Origin of the sequence: Burkholderia guangdongensis (genome assembly GCF_013403875.1) — a bacterium.
In the GTDB taxonomy this organism is placed as follows: domain Bacteria; phylum Pseudomonadota; class Gammaproteobacteria; order Burkholderiales; family Burkholderiaceae; genus Burkholderia; species Burkholderia guangdongensis.
The window spans coordinates 104375-122331 of record NZ_JACBNX010000006.1 but is presented as its reverse complement, the minus strand read 5'-3'; the positions used below and the strand labels follow the sequence as shown (position 1 = coordinate 122331).

The following is a 17957-nucleotide window of genomic DNA, read 5'->3' as shown; positions in this document are numbered from 1 at the left end:
AGATTGGCTTTCTGATGTCATAATATGGACGGAACGAGCCCGGAAAGCCGGGCTCGCTCCGTGTTCCTCGTCCAATCCGAGCGTACTGGAGACATTCCGGATGGCATCCATGCCGGTCGTCCATTTCGTCCTGCTGGCCACGGTCGCGTGGCTCGTCATCGGCACGCTGGGTCTCGGGGTTCTGCATCGCACGCGGTTCGTCGCGCACGGACTGTTTCCGCTCGGTGCGCTCGGTGGGCTGCTGCTGGCGGCGGCGGGACTGGCTGGCATCTTCGCCGAACCGTCTACCGAGGTGCTGCCGATCGGGCTGCCCGGGTTGCCGTTCCATCTGCGCGTCGATGCGCTATCCGGTTATTTCCTGTTCGTGCTCGGCGCCGTCACCGCGGGGATCGGCGCCTTCTCCGCCGGCTATTTCCGCAAGGGTGAAGGGGCTGCGCCCGGACTCATCTGCTTCGAATACCACGTTTGCATCGCGAGCATCGCGCTCGTGCTCATGGCCGACGATGCGTATGTGTTCATGGTCGCCTGGGAAATGCTGACACTGTCCGCGACGTTCCTCGTGATGACCAATCACCGGATCGGCGAGATCCGCCGCGCAGGCTACCTGTATTTCCTGATCGCCCACGTCGGCGCGCTCGCGCTGCTCCTTTGCTTCGGCATTCTGCAGGCGCGCACCGGCGACTACACGTTTGCCAACATGCGCGCGCAGTCGCCCGACGCGCTCTGGGCATCGCTCGCGTTCCTGTTCGCGCTGGTCGGGTGCGGCGCCAAGGCGGGCGTGTTCCCGTTGCACGTGTGGCTGCCGGACGCCCATCCCGTGGCTCCGTCCCCCGTATCGGCGCTGCTGAGTGGATTCGTGCTGAAGGTCGGCCTGTATGGCCTGATTCGCATCGTGTTCGATTTGCTGCGCGTGCAAATCGCCTGGTGGGGCGTGCTGCTGCTCGTGGTGGGTATCGGTACCGCACTGCTCGGCGTGGTGTTCAGTACGATCCAGGTCGACATGAAGCGTCTGCTCGCGTATTCGTCGATCGACAACGTCGGCCTGATGATTGTCTCGCTCGGGCTCGCGGTGCTGTTTCGCGCGTACGGGATGACGGGCTTGTCCGCGCTCGCGCTGACCGCGATGCTCTACCAGATCGTCGCGCATGCGGCATTCAAGAGTCTGCTGTTCCTCGGCACCGGGGCCGTGCTGCACGCTACCGGCGAGCGCAATCTCGGCAAACTTGGCGGCCTGATCCGTTTCATGCCGTGGACCGCGTGGGCCATGCTCACGGGCGTCGCAGCCAGCGCGGGCTTGCCGCCCATGAGTGGTTTCGTGGCGGAGTGGCTGCTGCTGCAGAGTTTCCTGTTCACGCCGGGTTTGCCGAATTCCGTGCTGGCGATGACGGTGCCGATTGCGGCCGCGCTGGTCGCGATGACGGCTGCCCTGGCCGGCTACACGATGGTCAAGTTTTTCGGCATCGTCTTTCTCGGGCAGCCGAGAGAAGTGAAGCTGAGTCGCGCACGCGACGCGAATACATGGGAACGGCTCGCGTTCTGCTGGTTCGCGGTGGGCGGCGCGCTGCTCGGGTTGATGCCCGCGCAGTTCGTCAAGCTGCTGGATCGAGTCACGCGTGCGCTCGTCGGCGCCGGAATCGGCGCGGAAAATCATGGCTGGCTGATGTTCGTGCCGGTGTCGACGGCGCGGGCGAGCTACATGCCCGCCGTGTTCATGCTGTTTTTCGTTGTCTGCTGCGGGTTCGCGTGGGTGCTGGTGAGACGCTTCTACCACGGCCGGCTGCGGCGCGCCGCGCCGTGGAGCTGCGGATTCCCGTTCACGAACGCGCGCATGCAGGACACCGCGGAAGGGTTCGGGCAGCCGATCCGGGAGATCTTCGCGCCGCTCCTGCGCATCGAGCGGCACGTGCCATCGCCGTTCGACGTGCAGCCCGCGTACCGGGTCTCGGTCGCCGACCGCACTTGGTCCGCGCTCTACGACCGTGTCGCGGCGCTGACGCAACGCATGGCGGAATGGGCAGGCCGGCTGCAGACGGGCAAGATTGCCGTCTACCTGACCTATAGCTTCGCCGTGCTGATCCTGCTGCTGATGCTGGTGAGACGATGGTGACCGTATCCGGCGTGATATCGCAAATCCTCGAGATCGTCGTGGCGCTGGTCGCCGCGCCGTTGCTCACCGGCTGGGTCAACCAGTGCCGCGCATGGCTGCAGAACCGGCGCGCGCCCAGCATCTGGCAGCCGTACCGGATGCTCCACAAGCTGTTCAACAAGGAGTCGGTCGTCGCCGATGGCGCAAGTCCCGTCTTTCGCGGGGCGCCTTACGTCGTGTGGGCCGCGATGACGCTCGCGTGTGCGATCGTCCCGACGCTGTCGACCGAATTGCTGCTGTCGCCCGCCGCGGACGCGATCGCGCTCGTCGGCCTGTTTGCGCTCGCGCGTGTCGCGCTGTCGCTCGCCGCGATGGACGTCGGTACCGCGTTCGGCACTCTCGGCGCCCGCCGCGAGATGCTGATCGGCTTCCTCGCGGAGCCTGCGCTGCTGATGGTGCTGCTGTCGGCCTCGCTGATCACCCGGTCGACGCTGCTCACGAGCATCGTCTCGACGCTCGGGCGCGGCGAACTGGCGATCTATCCGAGCCTCGCATTCGCGGGCATTGCGTTCACGCTGGTGTCGCTCGCCGAGAACGCGCGGCTGCCCGTCGACAATCCGACGACCCACCTCGAGCTGACGATGATCCACGAGGCGCTGATCCTCGAATATTCGGGGCGGCACCTCGCGCTGATGGAATGGGCCGCCAGCCTGAAGTTGTTCGCGTACTCGTGCATGGGTCTTGCGCTCTTCATCCCGTGGGGGATTGCCGAGGCGGGTAATCCGCTCGCGTTGGTGCTCGCGGTGCCGGCACTCTTCGTCAAGCTGATGGCGGGCGGCGCCGCGCTCGCCGTGGTCGAGACCGCCAACGCGAAGATGCGGATTTTCCGGATCCCGGAGTTCCTTGCAACCGCCTTCCTGCTTGCGGTGATCGGCATGCTCGTCCATCTGCTGCTGGGGGCATGAATGCACGCCTATGCGACGCAACTGATCAATTTCCTCGCGGCCGTGCTGCTCCTGTTGTCATTCGCGATGCTGAGCCAGCGCCGGGTCCTGTCGCTGATCCATCTCTATACGCTACAGGGCGTCGCGCTCGTGCTGGCCAACCTGATCCTCGCTTGGGTGTCGGGCGATTCGCATCTGTACGTGTCCGCCGGACTGACGCTGGTGCTGAAGGTCGGCGTGGTGCCGTGGATTCTGTATCGGCTCGTGCGCAGGCTCGACGTTCAGGCCGACGTCGAGCCGCTCATCAACATTCCGACGACGCTGCTGATCGGCATCGTGCTCGTGATCATCGCGTTCAACGTCGCCGCACCGATCAGCCAGCTCGCGACGTCGGTCGCACGCGGCACACTCGGGATTGCGCTCGCGTGCGTGCTGCTGTCGTTCATGGCGATGATCACGCGCGCGAAGGCGATTCCTCAGGTGCTCGGCTTCCTGTCGATGGAGAACGGGTTGTTCTTCGCCGCCACGGCCGCCACCAACGGCATGCCGATGATCGTCGAGCTCGGCATCGGGCTCGATGTGCTGATCGGGATCCTGATTCTGGGCGTATTCATGTTCCAGATCCGCGAGCAGTTCGACAGCCTCGACATCCACCACCTCGAGAAGCTCAAAGATGAATGACGCCCTCGTCGTGCTCGCCGTGCTCGGCATTCCGCTCGTGGCCGCCGCGTGTCTTGCGCTCGTGCTCCCCGGTCATGTCGCGCGGAGCCTGAACGTCGGCTTCAGCTTCATGACGTTTGCGGCAACGCTCGTGCTCGCCGCGCGCACCGTCGAACAGGGGCCGTCGTTCGCGCTCGGACGGGCATTCTTCGTCGATCCGCTCAACGTCTACCTCGTCGCGCTCACCGCGTTCGTCGGTTGGACGACGTCGGTATTTTCGCGGCCGTACATGCAGGTCGAGGAGGCCCGCGGCCGGATGACGGCCGGGCGGATGCGCCTTTATCACAGCATGTACCAGCTCTTCATGTTCGCGATGCTGCTCGCGCTTCTGACCAATAACCTGGGCGTGTTGTGGGTCGCGATGGAGGCCGCCACGCTTGCGACCGTGCTGCTCGTCAGCGTCTATCGGACCGCCGCGAGCCTCGAGGCGGCCTGGAAGTACTTCATCCTGTGCGGCGTCGGCATCGCGCAGGCCCTGTTCGGCACGATCCTGCTGTACCTCGCCGCGAGCCGGCATCTGACCGACGGCGATGCGCTGCTGTGGACGAGCCTTGCCGCGGTCAAGGCGCACCTCGACCCGACCATCGTATCGATCGCCTTCGTGTTCCTGCTCGTCGGCTACGGCACGAAGGTGGGGCTCGTGCCCATGCACAACTGGCTGCCGGATGCGCACGCCGAAGGCCCGACACCGATTTCGGCGGTGCTCTCCGGGTTGCTGCTGAACGTCGCGCTGTATGCGGTGCTGCGCTGCAAGGTGCTCGCGGACGGCGCACTCGGCAACGGGCTGCCGGGGCGGCTCCTGGTCGGTTTCGGACTCGTGTCGGTGCTGATCGCCACGTTCTCGCTGTTCCGCCAGAAGGACGTCAAGCGCCTGTTCTCCTATTCGTCGATCGAGCACATGGGGTTGACGACGTTTGCATTCGGGCTCGGTGGTCCGGTCGCGACGTTTGCCGGGCTGCTCCACATGACGGTCCATTCCCTGGTCAAGTCGGCGATTTTCTTCGCGGTCGGTCACGCGGCGCAGAAGGCGGGCACGCAGGCGATCGACGGCATTCGTGGGCTGCTGCAGGTCAGCCCGACGGTGGGTTGGGGAATGATGCTCGGCACGCTCGCGATTCTGGGCCTGCCGCCGTTCGGTGTGTTTGCAAGCGAATTCCTGATCCTGACGACCGCGATGAACACGTTACCGTGGACGGCGCCGCTGCTGTTGCTCAGCCTCGCGGTCGCATTCGCGGCGATTTTTGCGCGCGTGCAGCGAATGGTGTTCGGCACAGTGACGACGGCGAAGCCGCTCGAGCATCGGCCGGCGCTGCTCCCGGTTTTCGTCCATCTGGGTCTCGGCCTGATGCTGGGTCTCTACGTGCCGCCTTACCTGGTGATGTGGTATCACCAGGCCGCGACGATGCTGGCGGGGTGAAGCATGCGAATTGACTCGACACCGATCGACGGCGTGACCCGCCTGGGGCACGCGGCGGGTCGGATTCCCGCTGCCGTCGTCGATGTCGACGAAGCGCGCTGGCTCGAGCTCGCGCGCGCGGTGCGGTCCGCGCGGCGCCGACTCGTTGCAATGTGGGGCAGCGAAGCACGCGAAGGCGAGTTTTCGGTGAACGCCGCGTACGAATGCGACGACGGCATCCTGTGGGCGCGCGTCGCAATCGGGCGCAAGCAGGATGCCGGAGGGGACTATCCCGATCTCGCACCCGTTTTTCCCTATGCAACGCGCATGCAACGGGCGATCTTCGATCTGACCGGCTTGCGGGCTCGCGGCGCCGAGGATACGCGGCCGTGGCTCAATCACGGCAACTGGCCCAGCGATTATTTCCCGCTGCGCAAGCAGGTGACGGGCGTCGAAGTGTTCGAGTCGAGCGAGGCGGACTATCCGTTCGTGCAGGTTGCGGGCGATGGCGTGCACGAGATCGCCGTCGGGCCGATCCACGCCGGCACCATCGAGCCGGGGCATTTCCGGTTCTCGGTCGTCGGCGAGAAGGTGCTGCGCCTGGAAGAGCGTCTCGGCTATGCCCACCGCGGCGTCGAGCGGCTGTTCGAGCGCACTCCGGCGTCGCGCGGTCATCGGGTTGCCGCGAGAATTGCGGGCGATTCGACCGTCGCGTTCTCGTGGGCCTACTGCATGGCGCTCGAGCAGGCCTGCGGTGTGGCGTTGTCGAAGCGCGCACTTTATTTGCGTGGGCTGCTGCTGGAACGCGAGCGGGTTGCCAACCACCTCGGCGACCTGGGCGCGCTCGGGAACGACGCCGGGTTCGGGTTCGGACTCGCGCAGTTCTCGCGACTCAAGGAGGACTGGATACGGGTGAACGCTCGACTATTCGGGCATCGGTACCTGATGGACCGGATCGTGCCGGGGGGCGTGGCGGTCGACGTTCGCGCCGACGACGCGGCCGTCCTCGCGGAACAATGCGAACGCATCGGGCGCGAAGTCCACGTGATGCGGAAAGTCTACGAAGAGCAGTCCGGGCTGCAGGACCGATTCCTTGGCACGGGACGATTGACCGCGGCGGTGGCCGAGCATTTCGGCGTGCGCGGCATGGCAGCCCGCGCCAGCGGTCAGACGTTCGATGTGCGCGCGAGCTTGCGATCCGCACCGTATGACGACACGGGCGTCGACGCGGTCAGTGACGCGCGCGGCGATGTTGCCGCGCGCGTTGCGGTGCGCTTTGCCGAAATCGACGCATCCCTGCGCCTGATCCGCGCATGGCTGGCCGATCTACCGGAGGGCGCCATCGCGGTCGACATGACGACGGCGACGATGCCCTCCCGAGGCGTCGGTTGGGTGGAGGGCTGGCGAGGCGATGTGTTCGTGGCGCTCGACATCGCACCCGGTGACGCCATCGCACGATGTCATTGCCATGATCCGTCGTGGCAGAACTGGCCGGCGGTCGAGCACGCGATCATCGGCAACATCGTTCCCGATTTCCCGCTGATCAACAAATCGTTCAACCTGAACTATGCGGGGCACGATCTCTGATGTGGCAACTCCTCCGACAATTCGCGCGCACCGATTTTCCCGACGAACCCGCGCCGGCGGCGGAAGACGCCTGGCATCACGAGGAGCGGCGGATCCGTCGGGACATTCTCGATCTGCTCGGGCGGGCATTGTGCATCCGGCAGATCGACGCGGGCTCGTGCAATGGGTGTGAACTGGAGATCCACGCGCTGAACAACCCGTACTACAACATCGAAGGGCTCGGCATCAAGTTCGTTGCGAGCCCCCGGCATGCCGACCTGCTGCTCGTGACTGGCCCGGTGACGCTGAACATGCGGGCGGCGGTGCTCGCCGCGTACGACGCGACACCCGCGCCGAAACTCGTCGTTGCCGCCGGCGAATGCGCGTGCACGGGCGGCATTTTTGCCGACAGCTATGCGGTGTGTGGTCCCGTTTCGTCGATCTTGCCGGTCGACGTGACGATCCCCGGATGCCCGCCACCGCCCGTCGATTTGCTGAGAGGCATCCTGGCCGCTTGCCGATCACGCTGAGCGTGAGTGCAGTTCGCACCGCGCACGCAAATGAACCGCCATGCGGAACCCGTTGCAGATGCGGTGCGCAAGTCAGTGGAACAATGGCCCTCACCAGGGCAGCGGGATGTCGATTTTTTCCCGATTGTCGCCAAGGTACAGTGACGATAGAAATCGCGACAGGAACGTAAATTCGTTGTAGCAATGCATGAGCAGCGCACGCCCGAATTCGTCAGGGAATATTGCGCCAATCTCTTCCGGCGTTTTTCCCATGGACGGAAAATCCTGTCCGATATAGAAGTGACTGCGCAGCGCAAGGCCCCATGGCGTCTCTCGTCCGATATGAAGCAGGCGGCCGCCGACGACCTTGCCATCCGGCGTGCGTTCCGGATGCGTTCCGATGCCGACGTGGCCGCACACCGCGGCCGATATGCGCTGCTCCGCCCGTGCGACCTCGTACGCGTTCTCGTTGAAGAATTCCGACGCATCACGGAACTGGATCGCCAGCTTTTGGGCCGGCAACCCGGTAAAGCATTCGTCGACCAGATGGATCGAGCCGACGTGGGTATCGTCGGTCCCTTCGGCCCACTCGCTGCTGACATGATCGACCGGATGCCACCAGCGATAGTGGCGCGTGTCGGGGCGTGACCGGAACCACCACTCGAACATCTCGCCGGTGCAATTGTGCAGATCGGTTCTGCAGGCGACATGCAGTACGCCGTCGGGCAACCGCTCATATCCCGTTTCCAGGCGCAGTGGGGTCGGGTCGAGCAGGCTTTCCACTTCATCGAGTCTCATCGTCTTCTCCTGGTCAGAACAACGTGGTCACGCCCAGGCACCCGAGCGCCTGGGAGTGACTGCTCGAGGCGGCCGCAGGCCCGATGAGTCCGTTGATCCACGCACCCGTTGCGGGGTTGTCCCCGGAAGCGCGTTGATAGACCCCCTCCACATAAACCGACGTGCGCTTCGAAAACCAGTACATCAGTGATGCGGTGACCTGATGCGCCTTGTTATTCTGCAACGTGGCATTACCCTTCATGTACTCGTAGTTGCCCCCGAGCGTCCAGGCATTCGAAATAAACCAGTTCGCGCCGATCTGGCCCACGTCGATCCGGGCGCCGGTCATGGTGTTCTTCGTGTTCGTATAGAGTATGCTGGCGAGCACGCTGCCGAAATCGTAATGCGCGCCTGCGCCGTAGTTGCGGATGCCATCGTGCCCGTTGTTCATTTGAGGATATTTCACCTCCGTGTACGCGGCGCCGATCGCGAAGGGCCCATGCGAATAATTCGCGCCGAAGCTCACGGAACTCCCGGAAGAAATGTCGCCGGCAACCCCGCCAAACCCATACAACGCACCGAAAGTGAAGCCATGAAAATCCGGCGATTTGTACTTGACCGAGTTTGCAACGCGCGCCGAGCCCGCCACCCGGTCGAAATCGAACGAACCTGTCGGATTGTTAGGAATGCCAAGCGCAGAGAACGGCCCTTGCCGGAAGTTGTACAGCCCGCCGTAGGGCAGCGCTCCATCAAATCCGCCATTGCGGTCGTGAAATCCACCGAACAGCAGGGATTCCCACATGAAGTCTTGCTGGTTGCCTAAAGTGAGATCGCCAAACTGCGCGTTCGACAACCCCACCCAGGCCTGCCGCCCGAAGAGGGAGCCGGCATCGGGAATAGTGGAGCCGTTTGCAAGATCGAATTGATTTTCCAGCATGAAGATCGCCTTGGTGCCGCCGCCCAGATCTTCGGCTCCCTTCACGCCGAACAGGTTGGGAGCAAAATTGCCGGTCTCCATCATCACGTTGCCGTGTCCGCCCTGGTTGCTGACGTAGGTCACGCCGGCGTCGAGAAAGCCGAATAGCGTGACGGCACTCTGCGCGTGCGCGGCGACGCAGACGGTCGAACCTGCGATTGCTGCGATGATTTTCCTCATTACCTTGTCTCCTGTTTTATGTGGTTGGTTGCGTCGTCATTGCCGATAAGGCGGGTTCTGGTGGTGGTCAGTCCGCGGTCCCGATATAAAGGTGGCGCAGGCGTGGATCGTGACGAATCGAGGCGGTTGGCCCGGACAGCGCGAAGCGCCCGTGCTCCATGACGTGCACTTGATCGGCGAGGTCGAGCGCGCGTTCGACGTCCTGCTCGACGATCAGCATCGTCAAGCCGGACGCCTTGAGTGTGCGAAGCGTGTGGTAAAGCCGGTCCATCATCACCGGGGCAAGGCCAAGGCTGATTTCGTCGAACACGATCAGGCGCGGTCGCGCCATCAGCGTGCGACCGATGGCCAGCATTTGCTGCTGGCCACCCGACATCGACGTGCCCGAATTTCTCCTGCGAGCTTGCAGATCGGGAAATATGCCGTACACGTAATCAAGGCGCTCCCGGATCTCCTTCGCCGACACCCGTCGTGCCGCAAGCATGAGATTTTCTTCGACCGACAGCGAGCCGAAGATGCGACGGCCCTCCATGCATTGAGAGAGTCCCAATGCCGCGATGCGATGGGGGCCGTCGTCGTTGACGGCCTGGCCATCGATCCGGGCTTCCCCGGCCGTCGGACGAACGATGCCCGAAATGACATTCGCGAGCGTCGTCTTGCCGGCACCGTTGGTGCCCAGAACCGCGATGACTTCGCCGTTGTTCACTTTGAGATCGATGCCATTGAGGACGCGCGCCTGCCCGTAGCCGGCATGGATTCCCCTGAGTTCCAGCACAGGAACCGACCGCGCTGGTTCGACCGGACGGTCACGCCCGACGTCGCCCGGATGAGGTGACGCTGCCGATCGACTGGCAGCCGCGTCGGCCGAACCCTTGCCGTGCGCATGCGCGGTGCCGAGGTACACGGCGGCGACTTCGTCGCTGGTCAGGACCGCTTGCGTGGGGCCCTCCGCAAACGTGCGGCCGAAATTGAGCACGGCCAGGCGCTGGCAGCATTCGCGAACGATCCGAAGCACGTGCTCGATGATGATCATCCCCTGGACTTCGTGCCGCAGCGACTGGATCAGGTCGATGAGTTCGGTGATTTCGCTGTCGACCAGACCGGCGCCGACTTCGTCCAGCAGCAGAAGTTTGGGCTCGAGCGCCAGCGCCCGCGCAACTTCAAGTCGCTTGCGGCGCAGGAGCGGCAGTTGCCGTGCCGGCAGATCCGCCACGTCGAGCAATCCGGTCCGCTCGAGAATGCGGTCGCAAGCGTCGATCGCCTCGTGTTTCGTGGAAAACGAATCAAGGCTGTAACGCGCCGCGAGCAGGTTCTCCCGCACCGTGACGTTCAGGAACGGTCGCGGGATCTGATACGTCCGGCCGATGCCCAATCGTGCGCGCTCCGCCGCCCCGAGCGTGGTGATGTCGCGGCCGTCGAGCCTGACGGATCCGCCGTCGGCGCGGACGGCGCCGCCCAGAAGACCGATCAGGGTGGATTTGCCTGCGCCGTTGGGACCGACGATGCCGACGATTTCTCCCGCGTTGATCGTCAACGACACGTTGTCCGTGGCGACGAGGCCGCCGTAGCGTTTGACGAGATCCGTTGCTTCCAGCAATGGACGTGCGTTGCTCATGATTTGGCCCTGCCTTTGAAAATCGTCTGTCCGACGCCGGCCAGGCCTTGTGGCGCAAAGCGAATGACCAGGATGAGGATGGCGCCCGTGAGCGCCAGATGCAGGGCAGGCCAGTCCGCGAGCAACTCGCCCAGCGTGACCACGAAGAGCGCGCCGATGACGGGGCCTGCGCGCAATCCCTGGCCCCCGATGATGACGATCGACAACGCGCTGACCGTCCATTGCACGCCAAATGCGCCGTATGGCTCCACGGTGCCCAGTTTCAGCGCCTGAAGGCCGCCGGCCACGCTCGTCAGGAAGCTGGATACGACGAAAGCGGCCAGTTTGATTCGGAACGTCCGCACGCCCATCTGGGCCGCCGCATCCTCGTCGTCGCGCACCGCGCGCAACAGGATCGAAAACCGGGAGCGCGTCGCGAGATCCATGGCGACGACGGTCACGACGAGCAGGCCGATCGACATCAGAAACAGGGTGCGTAATCCCGGCGTATCCTTCGCCAGGAAAATCCCCGACGCGCCGCCGAATCCGCTGTAGTTGATCATGAACAGGCGGAGCGCCTCGGCAAGCGCAAGCGTGCCCACGGTGAAGTACAGTCCCCGCAAGCGGAACACCGCGCGCGAGACCGCGATGGCGAGACCTGCGCCGACCAGTCCGGTCAGCGGCAGGGCGGCCAGGAACGGGAGCCCCATGACGTTGACGAGACCCGTCAGTGCATAGGCGCCCGCGCCAAAAAATGCCGCGGTGCCGAGCGACACCAGGCCGCCGTAGCCGGCCATCAGGTTCCACGCCTCGGCAATCGCGATCAGCAACAACAGGCGAAAGCCGATTTCGAGCGCGTAATCACCCATGCGGGGAACCACGATGGCGGCCGCCAGCAGAAGTGCGCCGGCGACCAGGATCGGCATGGCATCCGCGGTGGCGGAATACCGCCTCGTGGGCTGCGGGTGTCGGGACTGTTCTCGTGAAACGGAATCGTTTGTCATTTGAGCCATCACCGAACTCCGGTAACCATGCCCTGCGGCCGCAGCGTCAGGGCGAGCAGAAAGAGAACCAACCCGACCAGGTCGCGGTAGCCGTCGCCGAACAGCAGCGCGCCGACGCTTTGAAGAAGACCCAGCGTGATCCCGGCGACGAGCGTGCCGAAGATATTGCCGATGCCCCCCATCACCACCACGGCGAAGCTCATGAGCAAATAGGTCGAGCCGGTGCTGGGCGTGAACGAGAACGCCGTTCCGATCAGGACGCCGCCCATCGCGGCGCAGGCGGCCCCGAGCGCGAACGTCAGCGCATGCACGCGGCCGACGTCGACACCCATGACCGCCGCCGCCGTCGGATCCGTGGCGGCCGCGCGCAAGTCCCGGCCAAACGCCGACCGGGTAATGAGGGCATGCACGCTCAGCGCAAGCAGCACCGACACGGCGAAACCGATCGCGTATATCTCGGGAACCGTGATGGGGCCGATCCGCAGCGGGTGCGCGGCGTAGGGCGTCTCGATCGCTCTCGTATCCGCGCTGAAGGCGAGCAGATACAGGTTCTGCAAGATGATCGAGACGCCGAACATCGTCATCATCGGCGCTTCCATGCCTTTACCCGCAAGCGGCCGGATCAGCACGCGATGAAACGGCAGGGCGATGGCCGCTGCCGCAAGCGCCACGAGCGGCAACCCCAGCAGCGGATCCACGCCGGCCACGTGAGTCAGGAAGTAGCCGAGATAGGCGCCTCCCACGAGCAGCTCGCCATGCGCAAGGTTGACGAGCTTCATGACGCCCAACGCAATCGACAGGCCCAACGCGGTCAACGCGAGCATGCCGCCGAGCAGCAGGCCTGACGCGAGGCTGCTCGTGACGACGGAGAGATCCGGCAATGAGAATCCTGACATGACTGTTCTCCTGTCATGCGTTAGCGGGCGGCAGGCAGCGGAAAGATCGGCTTCCCGTTTGCCCTGTCTTTGGGCCAGACGGTCACGGCCTTGCCGTCTTGCCACTGCATGACTGCGATCGGGATTCGCGACGTATGCGCGGCGTCGAACGCGACCGGCCCGACGACGTATGTCTTGTTCGTTTTCCCGATCGCATCGTTGATCTTGTCGCGGTCCACGCTGCCCGCTTTCGAAATGGCATCGAGGAGAACCTGCGCGGCCGTGTACGAGTCCGCGATGTGCTGACTTTGGGTCTGCTTCATTTCGGACTCGAAGCGCTTGCCGAGATCCGCCGCGCCGGGATACGGGAAGCTGGGATCCCAATAGCCGCCCACCAGGATGCCGTCCGACAACTTGCCGAGCGCGCGGGCAAACTGCTCCGGCTCGGCGCCTTTTTCCATCACCAGAATCTTTGGCTGGAAGTCGGCGGAGACCATCTGCTTGCGCATCGCGATCGCCTGCGGCGGAATCGCGTCCACCAGGACGATATGCGCGTCGTCGGCCTTGGCTTCGCCGATCATCGACGTGAACTGCTGGGCGTCCACGGGAAACGTGTTCTGCTGGGCGACGGTGAATCCGCCTTGCTTGGCCGCATTCGGCCAGATCAGGCCGCCGACCACTTTGCCGTCCGGACCATTATCCGAAAAGATGGCGATCTTCTTGTTCGTTTCCAGCCGGTAATCCGCGAGCATGCGGAACGGGGCGGTGCCCAGATCGCCCTCGTCGAAGAAGATGTCCCACGCGTATTTCCATTGGCGTACGGACTTGAACGCGCCCAGCGGATCGCAGCCGGACACGATCGGCACCTTCCGGCGCTCGGCGACGAGCGCGCCGGCGTTGACGAGCGCCGGCGTGCACGAACCGAGCATCGCGACCGCACCGTCCCGGGAGATCAGCGTTTCGGTATTGCTCGCGGTCGAATTGGGATCCGTCTTGTCGTCGCGGATGACGAGCTTGACCTTGTGCCTGACGCCGCCGACGTCGATGCCGCCGTTCTTGTTCACATCGTTGATCGCGGTCTCATAGCCCCACTTCTGATAGGCGCCGAAACCAGCGAGCGGACCGGACAGCGGCAAAGACGCGCCGATGACGATGTCGTCGGCGGCAAGGGCCTGGCCCGCCGACGCAAGAACGAGCGCCGCCGCCATCGCATGCTTTAATTTTGTCATCCTAATCATTTGTGTCTCCAGTATTCTTTTGAATCGTTCCGCTTCCGGTATTTCAAGTTCCGCGAATCAGCGTGACGTCAGCGCTATCTCGTTCGAGGCTTCGCTGTCAGAAGGCCACCGCGTCCGCGCCTTTGAGCTGCAGCATGTCTCTCGCTTCGGCGGGCGTCGCGACGTCAAGGCCGAGTTCGTCGAGGATCCGCCGGATCTTCCGCACCTGGGCCGCGTTGCTCTCCGCCATCTGCCCACGGCCGAGGTAAAGACTGTCTTCCAGGCCGACGCGCACGTTGGCGCCCATGACCGCGGCATGCGTCAGCAGACTCATTTGGTGACGGCCCGCCGCGAGCACCGACCATTGATAACTATCGCCGAAAAGGCGGTTTGCCGTGTCCCGCATGAAGGTCACGCATTGCGGGTCGGGGCCGATCCCGCCCAGCACGCCGAAGATCGTCTGAATGAAGAACGGCGGTTTGACCAGGCCAGCGTCGACAAAGTGCGCCAGGTTATAGAGGTGACCCACGTCGTAGCATTCGAATTCGAAGCGCGTACCGCAGCCGTCGCCGAGTTCGCGAAGGATGTGGCGGATGTCGCGGAACGTGTTCCGGAAGATGATGTCCTCCGTTCCTTCCACGTAGGGTTTTTCCCACGGGTATTTCCAGTCCTTGATTTTGCTTGCGACGGGATGGATCGAGAAATTCATCGATCCCATGTTCAACGACGCCATCTCCGGCTTGAAGCGCAGCGGCGGCGCGAGACGTTCTTCAAGCGTCATCTTCGTCGATCCGCCCGACGTGATGTTGATCACTGCGTCCGTGCCGGCCTTGATCGGGACGAGAATGTCGGCGAATACGTTCGGGTCGGCGCTGGGGCGGCCGTCGTGCGGATCGCGGGCATGCAAATGCAGGATGGCGGCGCCGGCTTCGGCTGCGTCGAGCGCCTGTTGTGCGATCTGCTCCGGGGTCAAAGGCAAATGCGGCGACATGGATGGCGTATGGATCGCACCCGTCACCGCGCAGGTGATGATGACCTTGCTGGATTTTTTTGCCATGGTTTTCCCTCTCAGCGGTTTTCAGCCGCGTTCATCTCGATCAAATGCGCCAGTAACCGGGCGCGAAGCGAATCCTGCTCTTCCTGGGGCCAGCGCCGGAATCCCTCGCCGGTTTTCATGCCGAGCCGGCCTTCCCGGACCAGCGATTCGAGGTAGGGCGAAGGGCCGGCGTGGCTTTCGATGTCGGGCAGGAGGACGCGATGGATGGCAAGCGTGAGGTCGGTGCCGACCAGATCCGCATTCTCGAGCGGACCCAGCACCGGCAGACGGCGACCGAAGCTGGCCTTGACGACGGTATCGACCGTTCGTGCGTCGCAGACACCGTTGGCGACCAATGAAATCGCCTCGCGCCAGAGCGCATGCTGGAGCCGATTGCCGATGAAACCGGCGATGTCCTTTTCCACCATCGCGGGCGTCTTGCCCGCGCGCGCCAACAGATCACACATCCGGTGCGCGTGCGCTGCGTCCGTATCCGGCGTCTTGATGACTTCGACGAGCGGGACCAGATAGGGCGGGTTCCACCAGTGAGTGCCCAGCGCGCGGTGTCCCGATACCAGCCGCTCCATGATTCTGGTGATCGGGATCGCCGACGTATTGCTTGCCAGAAGGGCGTCCGCGGGAGCGAGCCGCTCGAGCTGACCGAACAATGCCTGTTTCCACGCAAGATCCTCCGGGCCTGCCTCGAAAATGGCATCGGCATCGCATACCGTTTCGCGCAGGTCGGAAACAGGCGCGATTCGTTGTGCGGCGCGCTCGTCCTGCCCGAGGTCCACGAGGTTTCGTTCGGTGCGCGAGCGCAGGCTGTCCAGCGCGGCACGCTGAACGTCGTGAACCTTGACTAGATGCCCGGCCAGCGCAAAGACCTGCGCAATGCCTTGCCCCATCAGCCCCGCACCGATGACCGCGATTTTTTCCATGGATTGCCTCACCCGGCCGTATAGCCGCCGTCGGCATACACGGTATGGCCCGTGTGGAAATCCGACGCGCGGGAACAAAGGAACAGAAGCGGGCCGGCGAGGTCTTCCGGTTCACCGAGACGCCCCAGCGGCACGCGCGCCAGAAAATCCGCGCGCACCTTGTTGGCCTTCTCGTTGTCCTCGAACATCCACGCGGTCAGCGGCGAGCGAAACACCGTGGGCGCGATCGCGTTCACGGTGATGCCATGCTTTCCCCACTCGCAGCCCAACGCTCGGGTCAAGCCGTCCGTCGCGGCCTTCGATGCGCAATAGGCCGAATATCCCGCCGGATGCCCGAGCTTGCCGCGTGCGGAGGAAACCAGAACGACCTTTGCCTTCGTACCGCGCAGGATGGCGCGCCGGCCAAACGCCCGGCAAAGCAGCCAGGCGCCCGTGACGTTACCGTCCATCACCGCGTCAAAGCGCTCGGGCGACATGTCGGTGATCGGGCACGGATCGTTCATGCCTGATGCCACGACGAGAATGTCCAACGCGCCGTAGGCCGTCAACGCCGCGTCCATCACCGCTTCGCAGTCGGCTTCCGTGTTGGGCCTGCGCGCGACGATATGGACTTCCGCACCGAGTGCTCTGCACTCCGAAGCTGTCTGTGCGACGGTACTTTCGTTTCCGGCGGCCAGAACGAGTCTTGCCCCCGCACCGGCAAGCACTTTTGCCGCAAGACTTCCGAATGCGCCCGATGCACCCGTCACGACAGCGACTTTGTCGCGGATGTCGAAGAGCGAGCGTGGATCCTTCAACCAGTCCGGGTTCATGCTGTTGCCTCCGCATAAGGCATGACGACGATCATCGTCGCGACTTCATTCCCGTGATTTTTGACCTCGCGTATCTCGTCCGCGGGAATGGCGCAACTGTCGAATGGGCCAAGCACCACTTCCTTTTCGGCGGTTTTGACCGTCATCGCGCCGGCGAGGACCACGTACACCTTCTCCAGGGGTGAGCTGTCCGGACCCGCTCCACCGCCCGGCAGAAAATGCGACAGGCCGACCCAGAATTTTTCCGGACCACCGGGCATGAATCCCTGCAGGCGCAGGGAACGCATGTCGTAGTGGTTGGGGGCCGCATAGGGCGCGGCCTCGCCGAAACGCGTGACGTGCATGGTCAGGCTTCTCCGTTCTCGATGCGGTATTGACCGCTCTTGTCCACGATGGCCACGAGGCGAACGATGCAACCGTCGCCCTGCGTCCAGCGCCATGGGAACGCTGCGAACGTCACGCGTTTGCCGGTCACCTTGTCGATCTCGCCGCCGACGTTCTCGATGCCGCAGATGCCGGCGCTCAAGATTGCCTGGTGGCACGGCTCCCAGTCCGGAAAGTCCTCGATGACCTTGCGGCCCGTCTCGCGTTCGTATTCCAGGTTCACTTGCGGGAGCAGGCCGTTGGGCCAGCCGGGGCCATGCGGCCCGATCGCGGTGCCGAGCGGATGATCGAGCGCCTGGGTGTCCGTGCCGATCATCTTGACTTTCTTCTTCGCGAACCATTCGCCGGCTTCCTTGTAGAAGCCGGGCGAGTACGCGTAGTACATGCGGCTGTCGCTGTAGTGCTTGTGCCACCCGGTGTTGACGATGACGATGTCGCCTTCGCGGATCTGCGGGCTCGCTTTTTCAAGATCCTCCGCGGTGATGACTTCCCATTTCCCTTTCGGAATGGACACCACCACGCCGGTGCCGAAGAAATACGGCAGCGGTACTTCGTCCATGAACGGGGTGCCTTCGACCACGTGAGCGGGCGCATCGATGTGGGTGCCCGAGTGCATCACGGTCGTGATGCGCTGGGTCAGTACGCCGGACTTCGCCATGTTGTGAAGGCGCTCGATCTTGACGTCCTCGAAGTACGGCCAGCACGGCTGGCCGAGGCCCCACGGATGGCTGAGGTCGTAGAACTCCAGCCCCATGTCGTTTTTCAGGTTCTCCTGATAGTTCACACCGCGAACCGTAATAGTCATGAACCAGCTCCTTGCTTATGAAAAGGTCAGCGCGGTTGCGCTTTCTTGTGTACCGCAATACAGTACATGTGTATCTCTATGCGGTTGATGTGATCTTAGGACGTTGATCTCCGATCGTCATCGGTAGCTTCCCCATTG

The 17957-nt window shown here is 63.8% G+C and carries 17 protein-coding genes; 6 read left to right on the top strand and 11 right to left on the bottom strand.

Annotated features, from left to right (window positions below):
• Window positions 1-100: 100 nt before the first annotated feature.
• Genes hyfB through HZI36_RS08085 form a run of 6 tightly spaced genes read left to right on the top strand, consistent with a single transcriptional unit; the run spans window position 101 to window position 7242 of the window.
• Complete coding sequence (gene hyfB, locus HZI36_RS08110; RefSeq protein WP_179402126.1) at window positions 101-2107, top strand: hydrogenase 4 subunit B; 2007 nt, start codon at window positions 101-103, stop codon at window positions 2105-2107.
• Window positions 2101-3051: a respiratory chain complex I subunit 1 family protein gene (locus tag HZI36_RS08105; protein WP_179402125.1), complete on the top strand. Its 951-nt coding sequence runs from the start codon at window positions 2101-2103 to the stop codon at window positions 3049-3051. The genes hyfB and HZI36_RS08105 overlap by 7 nt, the downstream gene beginning before the upstream one ends.
• A complete protein-coding gene (locus tag HZI36_RS08100; protein ID WP_179402124.1) occupies window positions 3052-3711 on the top strand; it encodes a formate hydrogenlyase in 660 nt (219 codons plus the stop codon).
• Window positions 3704-5167: a hydrogenase 4 subunit F gene (locus HZI36_RS08095; protein ID WP_179402123.1), complete on the top strand. Its 1464-nt coding sequence runs from the start codon at window positions 3704-3706 to the stop codon at window positions 5165-5167. The genes HZI36_RS08100 and HZI36_RS08095 overlap by 8 nt, the downstream gene beginning before the upstream one ends.
• Window positions 5168-5170: 3 nt before the next feature.
• Window positions 5171-6733, top strand: coding sequence for a hydrogenase large subunit (locus tag HZI36_RS08090; protein ID WP_179402122.1), 1563 nt, complete (start codon window positions 5171-5173; stop codon window positions 6731-6733).
• Window positions 6733-7242, top strand: a complete 510-nt coding sequence (locus HZI36_RS08085) for an NADH-quinone oxidoreductase subunit B family protein (protein WP_179402121.1) — start codon at window positions 6733-6735, stop codon at window positions 7240-7242. The genes HZI36_RS08090 and HZI36_RS08085 overlap by 1 nt, the downstream gene beginning before the upstream one ends.
• 90 nt (window positions 7243-7332) lie before the next feature.
• Here HZI36_RS08085 and HZI36_RS08080 read toward each other — a convergent pair whose 3' ends face one another.
• The 11 genes from HZI36_RS08080 to HZI36_RS08030 form a co-directional block, all read right to left on the bottom strand.
• A complete protein-coding gene (locus HZI36_RS08080; RefSeq protein ID WP_179402120.1) occupies window positions 7333-8019 on the bottom strand; it encodes a DAPG hydrolase family protein in 687 nt (228 codons plus the stop codon).
• 13 nt (window positions 8020-8032) lie between these two features.
• Window positions 8033-9154 (bottom strand): porin, encoded by a 1122-nt coding sequence (locus HZI36_RS08075; RefSeq protein ID WP_179402119.1) that lies wholly within the window; start codon window positions 9152-9154, stop codon window positions 8033-8035.
• Window positions 9155-9221: 67 nt separating this feature from the next.
• Complete coding sequence (locus HZI36_RS08070; RefSeq protein WP_179402118.1) at window positions 9222-10769, bottom strand: ATP-binding cassette domain-containing protein; 1548 nt, start codon at window positions 10767-10769, stop codon at window positions 9222-9224.
• Window positions 10766-11674 (bottom strand): branched-chain amino acid ABC transporter permease, encoded by a 909-nt coding sequence (locus HZI36_RS08065; protein WP_179402117.1) that lies wholly within the window; start codon window positions 11672-11674, stop codon window positions 10766-10768. The genes HZI36_RS08070 and HZI36_RS08065 overlap by 4 nt, the downstream gene beginning before the upstream one ends.
• An 86-nt stretch (window positions 11675-11760) precedes the next feature.
• Entirely contained in the window at window positions 11761-12648 is an 888-nt protein-coding gene (locus HZI36_RS08060; protein ID WP_179402116.1) for a branched-chain amino acid ABC transporter permease, read from the bottom strand.
• A gap of 20 nt (window positions 12649-12668) precedes the next feature.
• The gene (locus HZI36_RS08055; RefSeq protein WP_218883730.1) at window positions 12669-13835 is read right to left on the bottom strand and encodes an amino acid ABC transporter substrate-binding protein; all 1167 of its coding nucleotides are present in this window, start codon (window positions 13833-13835) and stop codon (window positions 12669-12671) included.
• Between the two features lie 127 nt (window positions 13836-13962).
• The gene (gene kce, locus HZI36_RS08050; protein ID WP_179402114.1) at window positions 13963-14901 is read right to left on the bottom strand and encodes a 3,5-dioxohexanoate:acetyl-CoA acetone transferase; all 939 of its coding nucleotides are present in this window, start codon (window positions 14899-14901) and stop codon (window positions 13963-13965) included.
• An 11-nt stretch (window positions 14902-14912) separates the two neighbouring features.
• Entirely contained in the window at window positions 14913-15818 is a 906-nt protein-coding gene (locus HZI36_RS08045) for a 3-hydroxyacyl-CoA dehydrogenase family protein (RefSeq protein WP_179402113.1), read from the bottom strand.
• 8 nt (window positions 15819-15826) lie between these two features.
• Window positions 15827-16630 carry an SDR family NAD(P)-dependent oxidoreductase gene (locus tag HZI36_RS08040; protein WP_179402112.1) on the bottom strand — a complete coding sequence of 268 codons (804 nt, stop codon included), beginning with the start codon at window positions 16628-16630 and terminating at the stop codon, window positions 15827-15829.
• A complete protein-coding gene (locus HZI36_RS08035; protein ID WP_179402111.1) occupies window positions 16627-16974 on the bottom strand; it encodes a cupin domain-containing protein in 348 nt (115 codons plus the stop codon). Before HZI36_RS08035 ends, HZI36_RS08040 begins: the two co-directional genes overlap by 4 nt.
• Before the next feature lie 2 nt (window positions 16975-16976).
• A complete protein-coding gene (locus tag HZI36_RS08030) occupies window positions 16977-17798 on the bottom strand; it encodes a cyclase family protein (RefSeq protein WP_343050045.1) in 822 nt (273 codons plus the stop codon).
• Between the last annotated feature and the right edge of the window lie 159 nt (window positions 17799-17957).

Bases quoted from the DNA above. Each gene is read 5' to 3' on its own strand.
- HZI36_RS08065 (WP_179402117.1), bottom strand. From the start codon at position 11,674: ATGCCGATCCTGGTCGCCGGCGCACTTCTGCTGGCGGCCGCCATCGTG.
- HZI36_RS08070 (WP_179402118.1), bottom strand. From the start codon at position 10,769: ATGAGCAACGCACGTCCATTGCTGGAAGCAACGGATCTCGTCAAACGC.
- HZI36_RS08035 (WP_179402111.1), bottom strand. From the start codon at position 16,974: ATGCACGTCACGCGTTTCGGCGAGGCCGCGCCCTATGCGGCCCCCAAC.
- HZI36_RS08040 (WP_179402112.1), bottom strand. From the start codon at position 16,630: ATGAACCCGGACTGGTTGAAGGATCCACGCTCGCTCTTCGACATCCGC.
- HZI36_RS08090 (WP_179402122.1), top strand. From the start codon at position 5,171: ATGCGAATTGACTCGACACCGATCGACGGCGTGACCCGCCTGGGGCAC.
- HZI36_RS08080 (WP_179402120.1), bottom strand. From the start codon at position 8,019: ATGAGACTCGATGAAGTGGAAAGCCTGCTCGACCCGACCCCACTGCGC.
- HZI36_RS08105 (WP_179402125.1), top strand. From the start codon at position 2,101: ATGGTGACCGTATCCGGCGTGATATCGCAAATCCTCGAGATCGTCGTG.
- kce (WP_179402114.1), bottom strand. From the start codon at position 14,901: ATGGCAAAAAAATCCAGCAAGGTCATCATCACCTGCGCGGTGACGGGT.
- hyfB (WP_179402126.1), top strand. From the start codon at position 101: ATGGCATCCATGCCGGTCGTCCATTTCGTCCTGCTGGCCACGGTCGCG.
- HZI36_RS08045 (WP_179402113.1), bottom strand. From the start codon at position 15,818: ATGGAAAAAATCGCGGTCATCGGTGCGGGGCTGATGGGGCAAGGCATT.
- HZI36_RS08055 (WP_218883730.1), bottom strand. From the start codon at position 13,835: ATGGCGGCGGCGCTCGTTCTTGCGTCGGCGGGCCAGGCCCTTGCCGCC.
- HZI36_RS08060 (WP_179402116.1), bottom strand. From the start codon at position 12,648: ATGTCAGGATTCTCATTGCCGGATCTCTCCGTCGTCACGAGCAGCCTC.
- HZI36_RS08100 (WP_179402124.1), top strand. From the start codon at position 3,052: ATGCACGCCTATGCGACGCAACTGATCAATTTCCTCGCGGCCGTGCTG.
- HZI36_RS08085 (WP_179402121.1), top strand. From the start codon at position 6,733: ATGTGGCAACTCCTCCGACAATTCGCGCGCACCGATTTTCCCGACGAA.
- HZI36_RS08075 (WP_179402119.1), bottom strand. From the start codon at position 9,154: ATGAGGAAAATCATCGCAGCAATCGCAGGTTCGACCGTCTGCGTCGCC.
- HZI36_RS08095 (WP_179402123.1), top strand. From the start codon at position 3,704: ATGAATGACGCCCTCGTCGTGCTCGCCGTGCTCGGCATTCCGCTCGTG.